The following is an 18,633-nucleotide window of genomic DNA, read 5'->3' as shown; positions in this document are numbered from 1 at the left end:
TAATGTCTAAGAACATTCCGCTCCTCCGGAGCTGACTAACCTGGATTCAAGAGGTGTTGTGCGGATTGAACCCCAGCGGTGTTTATGTGAATCCTATGGACAATCAAGGTCAGGAGGAAGGACTGGGCGGGTTTAAGGCTCTTGGGCACCGGCAGTGGGGTAGATTTCATCTCCTTTTTTTGAATTTTTCAGCAGAATCCTGTGTCCTAAAGTCAAACCATCAAATATTCTGAACAATGACCAGATTATTCTTACACTTTATCATTCTGCTTGCGGCTATGGGCGCTTGTGAAGAAGATCAGTTGGAACAGCAGGCCTATTTTGAATACTTTGGTGTAAACTACGCCTGGGGCTTTCAGTATAGCCACTGGATCATAGACGGTGAGGGCAATGTGCGGGTGAGTTCCTATGGAGATTCTGCGGTATGGCTTTCTGGTGGTTTGGATCCTAATATTTCCAATTTTGATAGCGTGATCTATCAGGTCCCCAAATCTGAATTGGATAGTCAGATGGCCAAAATATGGCCAGCCTCCAGAGGACCGGTGAAGACCACGGAGCAACGTCGTTATGATTTCGGGTCTTATGGGTTCAATGCTTTTTATCAGGAAAAAACCATTCCTTTATCCCTTCAGAGCGATACTGAAGATAAGGTCAATCAAAGCCCGGAAGCTGCCGAATTGGTGCTTTGGCTTCAGGGAATCAGGGAGAAGTTGCCCAGTGGAAATTAGCCGAAGGGAGGTGGGGCTGCTCCTCGTTTGCCTTTTTAGTCTGAATGTCCTTAATTCGCCCTCAAAGTTGTAGCTATGATAATTGATCAATTAGAAAATTGTGAACGGTATTTCGCATTGGGGGAGCGATTCAAAAAGGGTTTTGAGCATCTTCTTTCAACGGATTTTGGTCAGATTCCTCCTGGCAAGTATGAGCTGGAAGGTGATCAGCTCAAGGTAGCTGTACAGGAATATGTAAGCAAGGAGGAGGCTGACAGTAAGATAGAAGCGCATCAGCGCTACGCCGATATCCAGTTTATCTATGCCGGAGAAGAACTGATGGGGATCGACACCTTGCGTGATCAGCAGCCCACTGTGCCATACAACACTGAAAAAGACGTTTCGTTTTTTGGTAAGTATGACTATAAAATACGAGTGACTGCCGGAATGTTCACGGTCTTTTTTCCGCAGGACATTCATATGCCCGGCCTCCGTTCTGGAGAAGCATCCAATGTCAAAAAGGTGGTGGTGAAGGTCCTGCTTTAAGTTTCCATTGTAAAGTAATTTCTGAGTTTACATTAAGAAAATTCAGTAGGGATCACCCAGGTTGATCGTATTTGATAGGATGTTGGAAGTTTGCAGGGCAACTCCTGGCTGTCCGCCGCCCACAGAGAGTTTAAACGCTCCGGGAAGTACCACTTTTTCATTTTGATTGGTAATCACGCGAAAAGCCGCAGGCGGTAAAACAAACCGGATAAACTTAGATTCTCCTGGCTCCAGACTTACCCTTTCGAAACCCTGCAGGGAATGCGTGGGAGTGGGTAATTGGGTGCTCAAATTGGTTGAATAAACCTGAACAACTTCCTCTCCTGCCATTTCACCCGTGTTGGTCACTTTCACCAGCACACTGACGGCCTGATCGGTGGTGTTGCTGTCGCTTATGGTAAGGTCGCTGTATTCAAAACGGGTATAGCTCAGGCCATAGCCAAACGGGTAAAGGGGTTCTCCCTGAAAGTATCTGTAGGTGTGACCAGCCATGCTATAATCTTCAAAAGGAGGCAGGTCATCCACCGATTTGTAAAAGGTGACTGGTAGTCTTCCTGCGGGGTTGTAGTCTCCAAACAGAACGTCTGCTATGGCTGTACCGGCTGACTGGCCGGGATACCAGGCCTCCAGAATAGCAGGAATGTTTTCATTTTCCCAGTTGATGGCTAAGGCACTTCCATTCAGAAGAATCAAAACTGTGGGTTTGCCCAGTTGTTCTATGGACCGGATCAGGTCCTGCTGAGTCTCAGGAAGCTCAAGGGTAGTTCGGTCGCCGCCTCTGAATCCGTCAATTTGGATATCCATTTCCTCTCCTTCCATTCTGGGAGTTAATCCCATACACAGAATTATCACTTCGGCATCTTGGGCTACCTTCAGCGCTTCAGCTTTCAGGTTAGGTTTTGGAGCAGCCCAAACGAGTTGTACGGTGGCATCTGCATAAGAGTCTCCGGCTTCCAGCTTCAAATCATACGATTGTCCGGCCTCCAGCCAGATCTGGTCTGATTTTCTCAGGCGGGGGTCACCGTATTCATCACGAAAGTGGTAAGAAGTCCTGGCAACCAAACTATCGTTGAGATAGAGCTGAGTATTCATAGTGCCTATGAATCCAAGCTGGTAAAGACCGGAAATGGCAGGTGCCAGTTGCCCTTCCCAACGAACACCGAAGTTGTCATCGTCCATGTCATCACGGGGAGCGCGATCGTTCCAGTTGGCATCCAGCATGTCCCAGGATTCACTGTAGAGCGGATTACCTTGCAGCGTGCGGTTGTTGTAAAAAGAAGCCTTAAGGTCATTCAGATTTTCCCGTGGAATGGAGTAGAACATGGGCATGCCTGATGCAAGCTCACAGCCCTGCGCAAAAGTGACATTGGAATTGGGCAATTTCTGCTGAATTCCGGCAAACGGTGTGACAGGTGCTGAAGGTACGCCATTATAGTTGCCCAGAAGCATGAGCCATTGATTAGCATTGGGGCCTATGACTGCTACTTTTTTCAGGTCCTTTCTAAGCGGGAGGGTTTGTTCCTCATTTTTCAGCAGTACCATAGACTTTCGGGCAGTTTCATCGGCCAGCGCCTGATGTGCTTTGCTATCTACCACGGAGTAGGGGATTTGTGCAAACGCCACCTGCCCTTCAGGGTCAAACATTCCCAGTTTGAAACGAGCCATAAACAGTCGTTTCACTGAAGTGTCAATCGTTTTTTCATCAATCAGTCCCTTTTCCACCGCCTTGACCAGGTAAGGGAAAATGGCTTCACCGATTCCGCAATTGAGGTCACAACCCGTTTTTACGGCCAAAGCAGCGGCTTCCTCAGGGGTGGCTACCAGCTGGTGGTGCTTAAAGATGTCTTCGATGGCACCACAGTCCGAAACAATGTAGCCATCAAAGCCTATTTCATTTCTCAGAATATCCGTCATCAGCGTACTGCTGCCACAGCAGGCTTCGTCGTTGTAGCGGTTGTAGGCGCACATGGCAGAGTAGGCTTTGCCCTGGCGTATGGCCATTTCAAATTGGGGAAGGTAGGTTTCCCAGAGGTCACGATAGTTAGATTGAGCATTGAAGACATGACGTTCGGGTTCAGGTCCATTGTGCACAGCAAAATGCTTGACAGTAGCCACCGTTTTGAGGTACGTGGGATCGTCACCCTGCAGCCCACGAACGAATTGTACGGCCATTTTACCTGTGAGGTAAGGGTCTTCACCATAGGTTTCCTGGCCACGCCCCCACCTGGGGTCTCTAAATATATTGATGTTTGGAGACCACAGCGTAAGCCCCTGATAGAGGTTTCTTTTACCACGGCTGGCAAAGTTGTGATGCTTTGCACGCGCTTCATCGGAAATAGCCGTAGCTACCTTGAGCATGTGTCTTTCGTCCCAGGTGGCTCCTAACCCGATGGCCTGGGGAAATACTGTGGCCAGGCCGGCCCTGGCCACTCCATGGAGTCCTTCGTTCCACCAGTTGTATTCAGGAATCCCAAGGTGCTCAATAGCAGGTGCTTCATTGACCATCTGGCTTACTTTTTCTTCCAGAGTCATCCTGCTTACCAGGTCATCTACCCGGGTTTCCAGTGTCAGGTCTGGGTTTTGAAATGGAAAGTCGTACGAGGTAGACTGTTGGCAGCTGGGGCCAATGAGGAGAAGTGCAAGCAGCCACAGTGTATTCGTTGAACGGTCAAAAAGCATGTCTATTTAGGTTTTGTGATAAAAGTTGGATTTATTCTTCCCATTGGTCAGTGCGAAAAGGAGAAGCCGGCAAGCCCTCCTGATTGTATAAGTTGGCCTGATCCGGGTTGTCTGCCCACGCATAACGCACGGCTACCGGGTCTTTGACCTGCTCACTCCAGACAGTGATTTGGTCACCCTTGATTTTGGCTTGCGCCCAGACAAATTGTTGATCTTTCCCTGCAATGGCAAAGCCCTCAAGCGCTGCTCCAGACACTTTTAGTCCGCTACCTGTGTGATTAAAGGTAAGGATAATCTTATTTCCTTTTTTCTGAAAACCTTTATACAAAGGACCTGAATAGACCAGATCATCGCCATAAGCAAGTTTTGAGGCTGCCAGAGCCAGTCGGTTCCCCACATCCTTCTTGTTCAGTGGGTGAATGTCATTCCATTCGCCTATGTCAGTGATGACCGCCATGGCAGTGTTGGGAACCGATAGGGCCTGTAGCTGGGCTTCACGGAGCATGGCCCAGTCGCTGGCGGTAGGGGTCTCCCTGGCTTCCATGTAGTTGGCCAGCTGCACAAAAAGAAAGGGAAAATCACCCTGATTCCATTGCGTACGCCAGTCGCGGATCATAGCCGGAAACAAGGTTCTGTATTCTTTTGCCCGGCTGGCATTGGATTCTCCCTGATACCAGATGGCTCCTTTGATGGAGTAATGGAACAGCGGGGCGAGCATGCCGTTGTACAGTCCGCCGGGCTTCCACCTGATGAAAGTAGGAGGTCCCAGTGGCTCCATTTCTGCGCCCAATTGGTATTTCCAGTCACCTGTCAGGTCAAAGGTTTGATTACCAATACTCAGGGTATAGGGCTTATCGGGCACAAAGCCACCTTTGTCGCTGCTGTTGATCACGCGTACGGTTAAGATATTCTTACCAGCCCTGAGCACACCGGCAGGCACGTCATATCTCCGGGGTGGGTACCGGTAGCTGGTGGTACCCACGAAGCTGCCGTTGATGAATACAGAGTCAGCATCTATGATTCTGCCCATCAGAAGTTTAGCGGGTTTGCCTTTCGTGGAGGGCGGAAGGCTGATTTCTTTTCTGAACCAGACCACCCCATTGACATTACCTATTGGCTGATCTGCCCAATATCCCGGTATGCGCATCGATGGCCAGGTGTCTGTGTTGAGGTCAGGAGTACTCCAGGGTGTATTTGCATAGCCCATGTCCTCTTCCTGCAGGGTGTTGTACCAGGCACCAATACGCTCATTGTCACTTTTTTGGATGTCATCGATCAGGTCATCGTCTTTAAAGCGCTGAAGCTCATCAAAGTGTTTTGGGAACTCCATCAGTGCTTTTTCGCTCATCCATGCTTCCGCCGGAGATCCACCAAGGCTTGTATTGATGAGGCCGACAGGCACCTGATACTTCTCATAAAGTGACCGACCAAAGAAGTAAGCTACGGCAGAAAAACTGAGGACTGTCTCAGGCGTGGCTTTCACCCACTCACCTTCATCAAAATCATGCTGAGGATTTTTGAAATCGTACCTTGTGGATACATTAAACTGCCTGATCTCGGGATTTTCAGCAGTAGCGATCTCTTGGGTATAGATAGGGCTGGCCCTTTGCATGGTGAGCTCCATGTTGGACTGGCCGGAGCATATCCATACATCACCGATGAGAATGTCTTCTAAAACGATCTCTTCCGAACCAGATATGACCATTTGATATGGTCCCCCTGCTCCAAATGAAGGGAGTTTGATTTCCCAAGATCCTTGTGGAGAGGCTTTGGTAAGGTAAGTTACTTCCCTGAACGCTATGCTCACATGCTGACCAGGAGTATCCCACCCCCAGACTTTCAGTTCAGTGTTTCGCTGCAGCACCATCCCGTCACTGACCAGCCGGGGTAAGCGAAGTTGCCCCATACCACAGAGGGATAACAGTAAGAGGGTTGGCAAGAGGATTGCTTTCAAAATTTTGCTCATAATCAGGGATTTATAATTTCATAACTTTTAATTGGCTAACCCGGGACTGGCTCATGACTTTTATAATGTAGGTGCCGGCGGGGAGGTGTTCGCCAATGAGAGTGGAATTACTGGCTTCTCCTGAATGGACTTGATGGCCAGTCAGGGAGTAGACAGTATATCGGAAAGCTCCAGGGAATGATACCCGGATACGGTCTCGGAATGGGTTTGGGTGAAATGTAATCTTTGCCTCATCATGAGCGGATAACACCTGTGCCGCTCCGCTGGCACTTCCTATGGTAATGATTCCATGATCAGGGACAGCATCAAATACCACATATGAAATGCCATTTTCGGATTGTATATGAGATTGAATGGCTTCTCCGTCAATATATACGCTGGCAGTTCTCCAATTTGAGGGTAGCTTTCGCCTGACTGAAATGGCCTGATTATATAGAGCGTCATCCAGGTCATCGGAAATCGTAACCTTCAATGAGTCATCGGTAATTGAAGACTCGGCAATACTTACTGACTCACGTTCTTTGATGTATTTGACTACTTCGGCAAACGTACCTACCCAGTAATCATCACTGTTGGCATTCATGAAATCTACATGGTCGCTCAGTACAGCGGATGACACAGGTGAGTAGCCACCATCATTGTCAATCCCATGAATAAGAAAAACCGCCCATCCACCTGAGGATTTGGCTGATTCTACTTTTGTCTGGAATGCCGATGCGCTGTTTACACCACCCTGTGAACCAACGATCATTGCACTCAATCTATAATAATCCCCAGGCTTCGCTGGTATGATCTGCCCACTGCAAATCCTGCCTGCGATGTAATACTTCTCGATGGTCGCAAGATCACCTATGTTACAATTGGGGTAGGCGATGGTGAGCACTTCTGCATTCGGTACATTAGATCTTATCGTGCTTTGTGATTGTTGGAGTTGCGTTTCCTGTTCTTCCACGCTAATGCTCGGGAGGCTGGGATGAGAAATGGTGTGACTGGCTACTTCATGACCATTGTCTGAAGCTTTCCGCAGGGCAGTCCAATCTGGCCCCCAATTGGTCACGGTATACAGGGTGACCTTGAAGTCATATTGATCAAAGAGTGGGAGAGCCACGGGCAGTTGGTTACCGGTGTTGTCATCAAATGTGTAACTCACTGCTGAGGTTTTAAAACCGCCCCAGGTGGCTACCTCATAGTTTTCGTCTATCTGAGCACCTGCTGTGATGCTCATCAAAAGGGTGGCCGCCAGTGCCATAAATGTACTTTTCATTGCGTAGTGGTGATTCTATTGGTTTAATAAATGATCGGCGGCATTGGCCAGGTAGAGGTAGGCCGAGGCTACCGATACTACATACTCGTTTTCTCCCCATAGAAAGGGCCAATCTTCCTTGTTTTCAGGAAAATCAGGAGGTAGAATCAGAACTCCTGGCACAACACCTCCTGCTATAAAGGAGTAATCTGCCCGATTGTTGCCATAGGCCACCTTCTTGGATTTGGTACCGACACCAGAAACCAGCGAGATGTCTGATCCGGGATGATTTCCATAGAGATAGTTAAGGGACTTAAGCACATATTCTGACCCAATGATTTCAGGAAAAGCCCGATGTAAATCATAGGCCGTGATCCCAAAACCTACCACCGCTCCCGAACCGGCCCAGCCACCGGTAGTTACCGGGACACCGTATGGGTTCTGAGTTTCAAGAGAGTCCATCCATGTTTTGTACTGAGCTACCCGCTGAGTCATTTGGTTTTGAAGGTCATCTCCCAGCAGCGAGAGTACCGCGGCTATTCTGGAGGCGTGCAGCCCGAAATTTTGATCAATGGTAGGCCATAGCTCCGAAATTCGACTGGCATATTGCTGGTCTCCTGTGGTCAGGAGCAACTGAGTAGCTGCCTTGAGCTCTTCATCATCTAATGCCCCGCCTGTGGTATTCCCATGGTGAAAAAGATCGGGTTCCTTGGCGTGCTCTTCCTTCCAGACATTGACAGCTGTAGTGAGGCACTCTGCCGCCAGCGCATCATTGTATCCTTTCAGTGCCCGACTGGCAGCCGCCAACGCAGCTATGGAGCGGTAGTTGAGCGGAGTGGTGCGGCTGGTAAATGCCCACCTGTCATCAAAAGTGCCACTTCTGAAGCCATCAGTTTTAAAGCTATCCAGTTTGGGTGTATAGATGAGGTTATCTGTTTTGGTCACGCCATCTCCCAGATGAGTGTATTGAGAAAGGTGAGCGGCCACTATGCCGTGGATAGCGTGCCCTACAGCCCGATGTTGGGCTATTAGGGCCAGGGTTCCGTGCTCAATTTGCTGAAGTAAATCAGCTTTCCCATCAGGCCTGTGGATGTCTACATACTGGAGGGTTTGATCCACAAAGGTCTGGTCACGGTCTAAACCAAAAGCTTCCCAGGTATTTACTAAATTTTGTACCACATAACATTGGGTCTGAGTGCGAATGTCAAAATCTCCTGCATCATACCATCCACCAATGTCTAAGCCCGGGATATGCTCTCCAGGTTGGTAAGGAGTATCGGTCGTAGGTCCTTGAGCATAGAGGTCAAAGTGCACCCAGTCCACGGGTGCCTGGAGGGCATCATCCATGTGCGATTTTCCATGCCACACCCTGTAGGCTTCGTTCACAAACATGTGATCCATTTGGACAGGGAAGAAGATGTCCAGGGTAGGTTGCCAGGCTGTGGCATATACGTCAGGGGAGATTTTAAATGCCTCTGTGCGAGTATTTCCGGCTTCAATGATATAGAGACCGTCTTCTTTTATTTCAGAAAAATCAAATGTTCCGTAATTGTAACGGAGATAGTTGCCCCAATGGGTGAGGGCTTTTCCAATGAGAATTTCTTCACTGCCGTTTCCTGCTATTTTGATGAGCTTGGCCGATGAGGTAGACTGATCATTTCTATCCAGCTCGATCACGGCTTTTTTTGGCTGGTCCGGGTGATACCCCTGCTGCGAATGACCAATTACAGGAGGTCTGGTCCACCCCGGAATGGTGTTGGCTTCCAGTGTCCATTCTAATACTTTCCCTGTCTTGGCGGCGGGCAGGAGTGCCCTGACCACAAACCACCCGTTCTGGGCTTTATCGCGTCCATCGTAGAGGGCCAGATTCCCCGTTTTTGAATTGATGGCTACGCGGGTTTTCGGATCTTCGGGTGAAAGTATCAGTCTGGAGCCTTCTGCCAATGGCAAGGGATCAACAACCCCGTCTTTGACTTCCATGCTGCTGCTCGGGTAGAGCGGGAAGGTGCCGCTCTTCTCATCCATGAGGTACCCTTTTTCAAAATAAGCCGGTGGGATAAACTCCAGATTGAATCCGGCTTTGCCTACCAGCTCCTCTGGGATTGCATTGGGTAAGTGGACGCTAATGTTTACAGCAGAGCCTTCGCTCGATACTTTTACGCTATATTCAAAATTGAACGCCGGATAGTGCAGAAAGGCTTCAATGGTCCCATTTTCATGATCCACTTTACGCTCCCTGAATGTTGGGATGGGATCCCATTGCTCAGGGGTGGGCCCCAGGCGAACATCACCATTCGTAGCGGTGCGTACTTCGTGGTGAATGAGCTCAATGCCACTTTTTTTCTCATCACTGAAGAGCCCATTGTACCAGCTGGTATAGACAAGTACATTGAGCCCACGACTTTGGAAGTACTCCTGATCGTTCAGCTTAAGGTGGTTAGGCTGCTTTTTTTCACAGGAAAATGTGAGGAAGCAGATCATTAGGATCGTGATGTTAAATTTTGCGCTGGTTGTGTTTCTCATAGGTTTACAAAAGGATTGTTAGTCAATTAATAGTTCTGAGGAGCGGATTTGGCAAATATCCGCCAGGCTGTGTCTGCTGTTTCTCTCGTGCACTGCCCATTGAAGACCAAAAGGCGGTACTTCAGGGTATAAGTGCCTCCGGGGGCGAGCTCCCAGTCTGCATATTTGGTGGGAGAAAAATTGGCGAATATTTCTCCGTTGTTGCTATTCGATGGCCATATTCTCAAGGGTTCGGGATGATTGTAGTTGTCTGGGTGGGACATCATCACCATACCGCCATAGTCTTCCCCCAACTCACCCTGTATGATGCACCAGCGGGCCTGAGTTCCATCAGCTTCATCTCTGGTTTTGCCCTGAGAGGTGAGCACCTCACTGGTTGTGGGGGTCCATTCCTCTGTGGTCCTCCAGCCAAACCCACCATATCTGTATTGCAGTATTTTAAATGCTGAAGAAGCAGCACATCGAAGGTCAATGATGATATCAATGATATAAGATTCTTTCTCAGGTGCGTGGACAAGGATTGTTTTCCATTCTCTGAGTGCAACCTGCTCACCTTTTTCGTTAAAAACCACATGGTCTTCCAGAGCCTTGATCTTCACCAGGTGGTCATTTGAGTAAATAGTGTCGAACTGATTGAATCGTACTGTTCCTTGTCGCTTATGCAGGTTCCAGAAGTCCAGTGTGTCACCATTGTAGAGTACGTGAGTCCAGGGGTTCCAAATACCATAATGATGATAATGGTCAGATGGCTGGATCCGTGTAAGCACCTGCCCGTGAGGTGAATTTATCGGATGAATAAAGGCACTTCGCTGGTAGGAGGAGTCAACTCCCACCGGTGGATATTTGGTTTCGTATTGATAGCCCAGAAGTGTTTGGTCCCCAGACTTGACAAGCACGAGCCCATCTTGCTTCTGAAAGGTCAGAGAAGAGCGCCGGTCAGATTTCTGAGTGCATGCGTTCAGTGTAAGTGCAATCAGAAAATAGAGCAGTATGGTTAGGCTCTTTATGCTATGGACGGGCTCTTTCATGGGTTCACAGGGCATTTGGCACGGGTGGATTAATATGAAAAATGCGCAGCGAGTCGTTGTTGGCAGTGGTCAATACCCTTGGTCCATTTGGGGTGGTGATGACACAGGCATCTTTCACGTTATAAGGTACAAAAAATCCACTTTCCATAGGAGGAATGGCCCTGTAGGTGAGGTTTCCTATCCCTTGGAGGAAGTATCCGGGTGAGGCGTCGGCCGGTGTGGTTTCCACCTCCGTGTCAAAGTGATTTCCGGCCATCAGCAGGTCTATGATCCCGTCCTGATCAAAGTCCATGGGGATGATGGCATTGACAGTAGAAAACTGGGCTTCTTTTGGTAATGCAACGACCTCCAGCTTTCCGCTGTTATTTCGCAAAATGATACTCGAGAAAATGTGCGCCTTGAGGTGAAAGGCCCTTTCTAATCCTGCTCCCCCGAGTATTTGCTCCAGACTGGCGTGTGCAAAAGATTCAAATGTGGGAAATTTCTGAGAGATCAACGGTATTTGCTGAGACGAGCATTCTTTGCCCCTGACTGGCACAAGTTCCTTGTTGTTGTATTTGGCAAGGAAAATATCATTCGTACCATTAAGGTCATAGTCATTAGCAAATACCTCCAGTGGTTTTTCAGCTGAAGCGTGGAACTTATAATTTTCACCGAGATTCCCAAGAATAAGATCCATGTCCCCATCCTGATCCAGGTCGGAGGCTTCCACGGAGTTCCACCAACCTTCCATGTTCTTTAGTCCGAATTGATCGGAAATCTCGCGGAAGGTATTGTTGGTGTATTGAAAGATGAGGACAGGGGTCCATTCTCCCACGACCACCAGCTCCTCCTGCTGATCGCCGGTCAGGTCTACCCAGGCGGCGGCATTGATCATGCCCGCGTGGCTGAGGGCGGGGGCAATCTCCTGAGTTTTGTCTTTGAACGTCCCTCCTTCATTGACAAAAATAAAGCTACTTGGGGGTAAGGGGTATTTGTTGGCGATCACCTGACCTCCTATAAAAAGATCAATGTCGCCATCATTATCAAAATCATGAGGTACCACCACCGATCCGCTGCTCGTAGTTGGTGGCAAGGTTCCTTTTTTGAAGGATCCGGAGCCGTCGTTCAGGTATAACCTGGTCTGATACCACTCGGAAGATTCAGGATGCTCACTTCCACCGCTCACCACCACAAGGTCCATGTCGCCATCCATGTCTGCATCAAAAAATGACGAACCCATGTCTTCAAAGAACTTATCCTCTAAAAATACAGGATTGACTTTTGGCTGAAAGGTGCCAGACTGTTGGACATAGAGGACAGCCGCCTGGCCGGATGCACCACCCACATAGAAGTCTTCCAAACCATCGCCGGTTACATCTGCCACGGAAAAAAAAGGACCCTTCCTAGAAAACATATGCGGCAGAAGAACCTGACTGGTAAATTCATTGAAATCATTCTCGTGATGAATAAAAGGAAAATCCATCTTGTGTCGTTCGAATAAGGGGATGGGCTGTTGGTCCCTTACCGAGGGCGCCACTGCCTGGGCGTAGGCCACTGTGAGTGTTTGATTTACGGGGATGTGATATTGTCTGGTCACCTTGCCATCTGCCCAAAGGCAGGAGAGGCTATCTATTTGTTGGGTCTGGCCCAATCCAAAATGCACCATTGGGTCGTTGGATGAGAGGTACCCGCGTACCGTTTTTTGTTCAAAGTACTGCACCTGGTCGCCGTAGTGGAGTTTTATTTTGGCACCTAGTCCTGCTGGATTTTGATCAGGCCCTTTTAGATTGATCTTCAGGTAGCTATTGGCTCCATTCGAAGTGTTTTCATAGAGAAAGGCTTTGTCTTCCAGGTTGTTGATAACAATATCCAGATCTCCGTCATTGTCCAGATCAGCCACGGCTGCTCCATGGGAGAAGCTGGAATCCTGAAAGCCCCAGAGTTCGGATACGTTTTCATACTTGAGCTCACCTGTGTTTCTATAGAGGTAATTTCTCACTTTTACGGGTTTGTAGGTATTGATAATCCCTTCAAAGCCCTTACCAAATAGATCATCCGGGGTTTTGAATTGCTCCCGGTTGTCGTTGACATATTTGGCCAATCGTGTTTGCACGTCACCATCAAACAAGTCGCGGCGCATGCCATTGGAAACAAAGAGGTCTCTGTAGCCGTCATTGTCAAAATCTGATGCCAGGCAGGCCCAGCTCCAGTCGGTTTTGGAGATTCCGGCATACTGTGCAACTTCACTGAAGAACCGGTTGCCTTGATTAAGGTGGAGCATATTGTGCATGTATTGCTTATGCATACCTGCATCTACGATCGAGTAAAACCCCTTCACATCCATAGAAGGCATGGAAATCTTGGAGCGTTCATAGTCCTCTGGTCGCATTTCCATAACGAGGAGGTCCTCCAGTCCGTCATTGTTAATGTCTGCAATATCAGCGCCCATGGAATATAGTGAAATGTGGTTGGTGGTTTGTTGAATCTCCTCTTTAAAGGTGCCGTCCTGCTGGTTGATGTAGAGGTAGTCTTTGACGGAATAGTCGTTGGAGATATAAATATCGGTCCAGCCGTCCTGGTCAATGTCTGCCGTCACTACACTGAGTCCGTATCCATAATTATTGATGATACCCGCTGATTTGCCTTTTTCAATGAACCTGCCGCCTTCGTTTACATAGAGCTTATCCCTACTGTGCTCTGGTGGGCTGAATTGTCGGCGGTACATTTCACTCAGGGGCAGATAAAAGGAATCGGGTCTGTTGATAATGAAGACGTCCAGGTCCAGGTCGTTATCTATGTCGAAAAAGGAGGCATGCATGGAGTAGCCTTTTTCGTCGAGTCCGTAGTGTGATGCTTCTTCCTTAAAGGTAAGGTCACCCTGGTTGATGTACAGGAGGTTGGCCCGGTCTTCGTCCGTATCCTGCCACCCACCGCGACAGACATAGATATCCAGAAGACCGTCATGATTGAGGTCAATCATGGTCACACCATTGTGCCAGCCTTTGCCACCCGATACTCCGGCAGACTCGGTGATGTCTTTGAATTTGAGCTGACCCAGGTTGAGATAAAGGCGGTTGGATATTTCGTTTCCCGTGAAGTAGATATCCGGGAGGCCATCATTGTTGATGTCACCTATGGCTACTCCACCACCATTGTATACATAAGCAAAGAAGTCAAAGAAGTTTTCAAATTTTTCATCAACACTGTTCTGAAAGGTGATGCCGCTTTGCGACGATGACACCTTCCTAAACTGACTCGTTGGGTTATTTTGATCATCTGGCAACGTTTGGCAGCTCACCATGATCAGGAGAAATATGAGCCCACCTGAAACGATGTTTTTTAGAATAGCCCGATATACATACAGGATGTCCATATGATTATTTCAAAAATGTAATCAATCGATTGATTTTTTAAAGATATACAATAAGTTGATAATGAAGGGTCAGAGCTTGATAATGCTAAAATAGCATCAAACAACCGATTGACTTACCTGCTAGGAGAAGGCGATTCTTGCGATTTAATATTAATCCCCGGAGGTGGTATGGTACTTTCTTCGGGAAGAAGATTCCCGAATCAAGAGTTCGGTTTCTAAAACGATGGTCTGAGAGCGAACGATTTCTTTATGTTCTTTTTGTCCAAGCACCTGCATTGCGGCTATTTTACCCATTTCTATGGCAGGGTGTGTGACGGTAGATAGGGGTGGGTCTATGATGGTGGTCACAGGGTCGTTGTTGAAACCGATGACTGCTAACTCCTGTGGAACTTTGATACCAACTTTTCTGGCATATTGAATCACGCTGACAGCTGCTGTATCATTGGCGCAGAAGACCCCATCGGGCCTGTTTGGGAGGTTCATGAGGTACTCACTTTCTTTGAGTCCTTCCTCCGAACTTAAAACAGGATTTTCTACGATGTAGTCGTCGTTGATTTCGATGTTATATTGCTTTAGAGCAGCCAAATAGCCCTCTCTTCTTTCGCGATATACATTTCTTTGCTGAGCGCCTCCTATGTGGGCAATTCTCGTACAACCTTCCTGTATGAGGTGTTCGGTGGCTTTAAAACCTGCAGAAAAGTTATCGATCACCACTTTATCTGCATTGAGCTCTTCCGTTACTCTATCCACAAAAACGAGTGGGATGTTTTTCTTTACAAACTGGTTGAAGTGGTCATAATTTGTAGTTTCCATCGCCAGAGAAACCACCAGACCCTGGATGCGGCTGGCAAAAAGGGCTTGAGCATTCGCCACTTCGTTTTCGTAGCTGTCATGCGATTGGGAGATGATCACATTATACCCTGCTTTATTGGCTGCGGTCTCCACACCACTGATCATAGACGAAATAAAGGGTCTGTTGATCCATGAGATTATGACGCCTATGGTTGTCGTTTTATTGCTTCTCAGACTTGCGGCTATTGTGTTTGGCTGATATCCTCGTTCCTGTGCCAGCTTCAGCACTGCCTTTTTGGTTTTCTTACCAATACTATGATGGTCTTTCAGGGCACGTGATACCGTGGATGGCGACACATTTAGCTCTTTGGCAATGTCATAGATCGTTATTTCCTTATTGTTCTTCATCGTGGAGGGTTTGCAGCTGAGGCTGGTACATCACATCTAAGGTAGCAAAAATACGGTTGTATGGGGCAATTTTGGCTAATACAACAAATATTTTACACAATCGATTGCGTGATTGAAAAAAGTATCTTACCTTTCGGAAATCAAATTGCTTATTTGATAAATAAGTACTGTCAGAACAATCAATTGTGTAAAATAAGTGTGTTTTGATCGCTTGAAAATCCGAATTATTTAAGATCCGGAGCTTCAGGATTTAATAACTGTCTAAGTAAAACTTACTATTAACCAACCTTTAAAATGAGAATTTTTACTATTTTCTTAGAACGGCGATTGGGCATCTATGCCGTCATGTTCATCCTGTTACTAAGTGGCCTTCAGTCATTTGGGCAGGAGTTGGGTGTATCCGGAACAGTTCTGGATGAAGAGACCAATGAGGCCTTGCCGGGAGTTACAGTCCTGGTGAAGGGCACTTCTACCGGAACTGTAACAGATATTGATGGAAACTACCGGTTATCCGTGAGTGCTGATGCAGTGCTGGCTTTTTCTTTTGTGGGCTATAACCTGAAGGAAATTCCGGTTAACAATCAGTCTGTGATCGATGTGACCTTGAGTGCAAACCTTACTTCTCTGGAAGAAGTAGTGGTGGTCGGATATGGTACACAGAAGAAAAGTGACCTAACCGGCTCATTGATCTCGGTGGGCAGCAAGGAACTCGCAGATGTGCCTGCTGCCGTGGATTTTTCCAGTGCCCTGAAAGGTAGAATGGCTGGTGTGAACATCCAGACCACTTCCTCAAGACCGGGTGCAGGCACACAGATCCGTATCCGTGGAAACCGATCACTGGGATCTGACGAATCGGGGGTCAATGATCCTTTGATCGTATTGGACGGGATTCCTTATGGAGGTAAGATTAGCGACATCAATCCGGGTGATATCAAGTCGGTCAACGTCTTGAAAGATGCTTCAGCTACAGCGATTTACGGATCCAGAGGAGCAAATGGTGTGATTCTGGTCACCACCAAGCGTGGTGAAAATGGTGCTCCCAGGTTATCTTACAACGGATACCATGGTGTGGTGTCGGAGTTGGACCATTACGAACTGTTCAACGCAGAGGAATACGCGAATATCAAACAGGTATCTAATTTTGGTAAGGTTGGAGGGCAATTTACTCCAACGGAGCTGCAGTCTATGGCCGAGGGTCGCGAGACCGACTGGCAGGACCTCATTTATAAGCGTGGTATCATCAGCAATCACGAGGTGAGCCTGACAGGTGGTACTCCCTCTACGCAGTATGCCATCTCAGGAGGATACTTCAAGCAAAGTACCGTGCTTCCCGGTCAGGATTATTCAAGGCTGAACCTGCGCACAGCGCTCGATCAGGAGGTTGGGGCACGGGTAAAGGTAGGGTTGACTTCCATGAGCAATTTGGCCACCACCAATGGTGAGGGGGCTAATCCAATGTTTCAGATTTTGACTTTGAGTCCTCTCTATAATGCCTATACAGATGGTGGAGAGATCAATGAGCTGCCAGCGGTGGGCAGTGTAGAGGAGAATCTACGCAACCCATTGCTTATGTACCGAGAAAATAGCTGGAGTCAGAAGAGAAGAAGACTTCAAACCTTTAATAGTCTATATGGCGAAATCGAGATCCTAGACGGCCTCAAGTACCGTCTGAATGTGGGGCTGGACTTCTGGCAGGAAGAATATGGGGATTTTTATGGTGCAAACACACCTTTCAGAAATGGAAGTGGGAATACCGGCTCGGTGAGAAATCAGGATTCGTGGAGCTATACCCTTGAAAACCTTTTGATCTATGACAAAACTTTTGGTGCACACAAGATCAATCTGACGGGCTTATATAGTGTGCAGGAGCGCGAAACCAATCAGAGTGGAGTCAATGCCAATTCCATCTTCGCTGAATTTTTGGAATATTACAACCTTAGTCTTGCAGAAACTCAAAATGTTCCGGATGGAGCATTCAGTTATTCCAGGTGGGGGTTGGTATCTGGCATGGCCAGATTGAATTATGGTTTTCAGGATCGGTTCAATGCTACAGTCACAGTGCGATCCGATGGTTCATCCAGGCTATCAGAGGGCAACAAGTGGTTTGTGTATCCGGCCGGTGCGCTATCATGGAACCTTCACAATGAATCATTCATGAGCGGCATGACCTTCATTACCAACCTGAAGCTCAGGACCGGACTTGGTCGTACCTCCAATCAGGCGGTAAACCCATATGATGCATTGGGCAGTCTGGAGCGACGTAGATATAATTATGGTGACGATGGAGCCTACGGCTTTTTGGTGCAGTCGCTGCCCAATGCCAATCTGGCCTGGGAGTTCACCACTTCGAGCAACGTAGGAATTGATTTCGGACTCTTTAGCAACCTGATCACCGGTTCGTTGGATTTTTACAAGAACAATACTGACAATGTGCTCCAGTCCAGAAACCTTCCGATTACTTCTGGGGTGCCAGGCAGCTTCCGCCAGAATATTGGTAAAACAGAAGGAAAGGGCGTGGAATTGATGTTGAGTGCGACCATCGTGGAGCCAAAGAACAATGGATTTGGATGGAATGTGGATTTCAACTTCACAGCGCACAAAGAGACCATCGTAGAGCTTTATGATACCCTTACCAGGGATGTGAACAACGGATGGTTTGTTGGAAGTCCGGTCAATGTCATTTATGACTACAAAAAGACCGGGGTATGGCAGCTCGGTGAGGAGGACGCAGCCACTGCCTTTGATAATCGCTCTCCCGGAGACATCAAGGTGGCAGATATCAACGGAAATGGAATTCGGGATACCGAAGACCGTACGATCCTCGGGCAGTTGGACCCTAAGTCCACTTACGGATTTACCAGTAGGTTTTCTTACCAGGGCTTCGATCTTTCGACTGTTTTGTTTGCACGAGTGGGTGGCAAACTGGTGAGCACACTCTATCAAATGCGGGCAGGCAATCCTGTCAATAGCCTGGAGGGAAGAAGAAATGGCCCTAAAGTGGACTACTGGACGCCGGATAACCCTACGAATGATTATCCGAGAACAGGAAACCAGCAAACTCAACATGGGTCTACCACGGGCTATTTCAATGCCAGCTACCTGAAAGTGAGGAGTATTAATCTGGGGTATAAAATCCCTGACAAACTATTGGAAGATTATGGTATTCAGTCACTGAGGGTATACTTCACGGTGGACACTCCGTTCAAGGCCTTCTTCTCTGATTATGTAAGAGAGGGTGGTTTGGATCCTGAGCCATCTGGGCGCGACGGTGCCACGGATACTCCCGGCCTGGGCAGAAGGCTGGTGGTTACACCTAATACCCCTGTGACACGATCATTCATTTTTGGAGTAAACCTTACCCTGTAGGATTAAAAGAATAGAATCAT

General features: G+C 47.9%; 10 protein-coding genes. 3 read left to right on the top strand and 7 right to left on the bottom strand.

Features of this window, described 5'->3' with window-relative positions:
- Positions 1 to 236: 236 nt before the first annotated feature.
- Both RIH33_RS21540 and RIH33_RS21535 read left to right on the top strand, forming a co-directional pair.
- Positions 237 to 728 (top strand): hypothetical protein, encoded by a 492-nt coding sequence (locus RIH33_RS21540; RefSeq protein WP_406651606.1) that lies wholly within the window; start codon positions 237 to 239, stop codon positions 726 to 728.
- Between the two features lie 75 nt (positions 729 to 803).
- Positions 804 to 1,253, top strand: coding sequence for a YhcH/YjgK/YiaL family protein (locus tag RIH33_RS21535; protein WP_406651605.1), 450 nt, complete (start codon positions 804 to 806; stop codon positions 1,251 to 1,253).
- A gap of 42 nt (positions 1,254 to 1,295) precedes the next feature.
- Here RIH33_RS21535 and RIH33_RS21530 read toward each other — a convergent pair whose 3' ends face one another.
- The 7 genes from RIH33_RS21530 to RIH33_RS21500 all read right to left on the bottom strand — a co-directional run bounded on the left by RIH33_RS21530 (position 1,296) and on the right by RIH33_RS21500 (position 15,247).
- Entirely contained in the window at positions 1,296 to 3,932 is a 2,637-nt protein-coding gene (locus RIH33_RS21530; protein ID WP_406651603.1) for a glycoside hydrolase family 3 C-terminal domain-containing protein, read from the bottom strand.
- A 31-nt stretch (positions 3,933 to 3,963) separates the two neighbouring features.
- Positions 3,964 to 5,898 (bottom strand): sialate O-acetylesterase, encoded by a 1,935-nt coding sequence (locus RIH33_RS21525; RefSeq protein ID WP_406651602.1) that lies wholly within the window; start codon positions 5,896 to 5,898, stop codon positions 3,964 to 3,966.
- Positions 5,899 to 5,908: 10 nt separating this feature from the next.
- Positions 5,909 to 7,162, bottom strand: coding sequence for a polysaccharide deacetylase family protein (locus RIH33_RS21520; RefSeq protein WP_406651601.1), 1,254 nt, complete (start codon positions 7,160 to 7,162; stop codon positions 5,909 to 5,911).
- Positions 7,163 to 7,177: 15 nt separating this feature from the next.
- Complete coding sequence (locus RIH33_RS21515; RefSeq protein WP_406651600.1) at positions 7,178 to 9,664, bottom strand: glycoside hydrolase family 9 protein; 2,487 nt, start codon at positions 9,662 to 9,664, stop codon at positions 7,178 to 7,180.
- A gap of 26 nt (positions 9,665 to 9,690) precedes the next feature.
- A complete protein-coding gene (locus tag RIH33_RS21510; protein ID WP_406651599.1) occupies positions 9,691 to 10,692 on the bottom strand; it encodes a PmoA family protein in 1,002 nt (333 codons plus the stop codon).
- Positions 10,693 to 10,696: 4 nt separating this feature from the next.
- A complete protein-coding gene (locus RIH33_RS21505) occupies positions 10,697 to 14,047 on the bottom strand; it encodes a VCBS repeat-containing protein (RefSeq protein ID WP_406651598.1) in 3,351 nt (1,116 codons plus the stop codon).
- Positions 14,048 to 14,197: 150 nt separating this feature from the next.
- Entirely contained in the window at positions 14,198 to 15,247 is a 1,050-nt protein-coding gene (locus tag RIH33_RS21500; RefSeq protein ID WP_406651597.1) for a LacI family DNA-binding transcriptional regulator, read from the bottom strand.
- A 294-nt stretch (positions 15,248 to 15,541) separates the two neighbouring features.
- Here RIH33_RS21500 and RIH33_RS21495 point away from each other — a divergent pair, with 294 nt between their 5' ends.
- Complete coding sequence (locus RIH33_RS21495) at positions 15,542 to 18,613, top strand: SusC/RagA family TonB-linked outer membrane protein (RefSeq protein WP_406651596.1); 3,072 nt, start codon at positions 15,542 to 15,544, stop codon at positions 18,611 to 18,613.
- Positions 18,614 to 18,633: the final 20 nt, after the last annotated feature.

Origin of the sequence: Marinoscillum sp. (genome assembly GCF_040222955.1) — a bacterium.
Classification (GTDB): domain Bacteria; phylum Bacteroidota; class Bacteroidia; order Cytophagales; family Cyclobacteriaceae; genus Marinoscillum.
The sequence above is the reverse complement of the archived record's forward strand: the minus strand, read 5'-3'. Positions and strand labels throughout refer to the sequence as shown.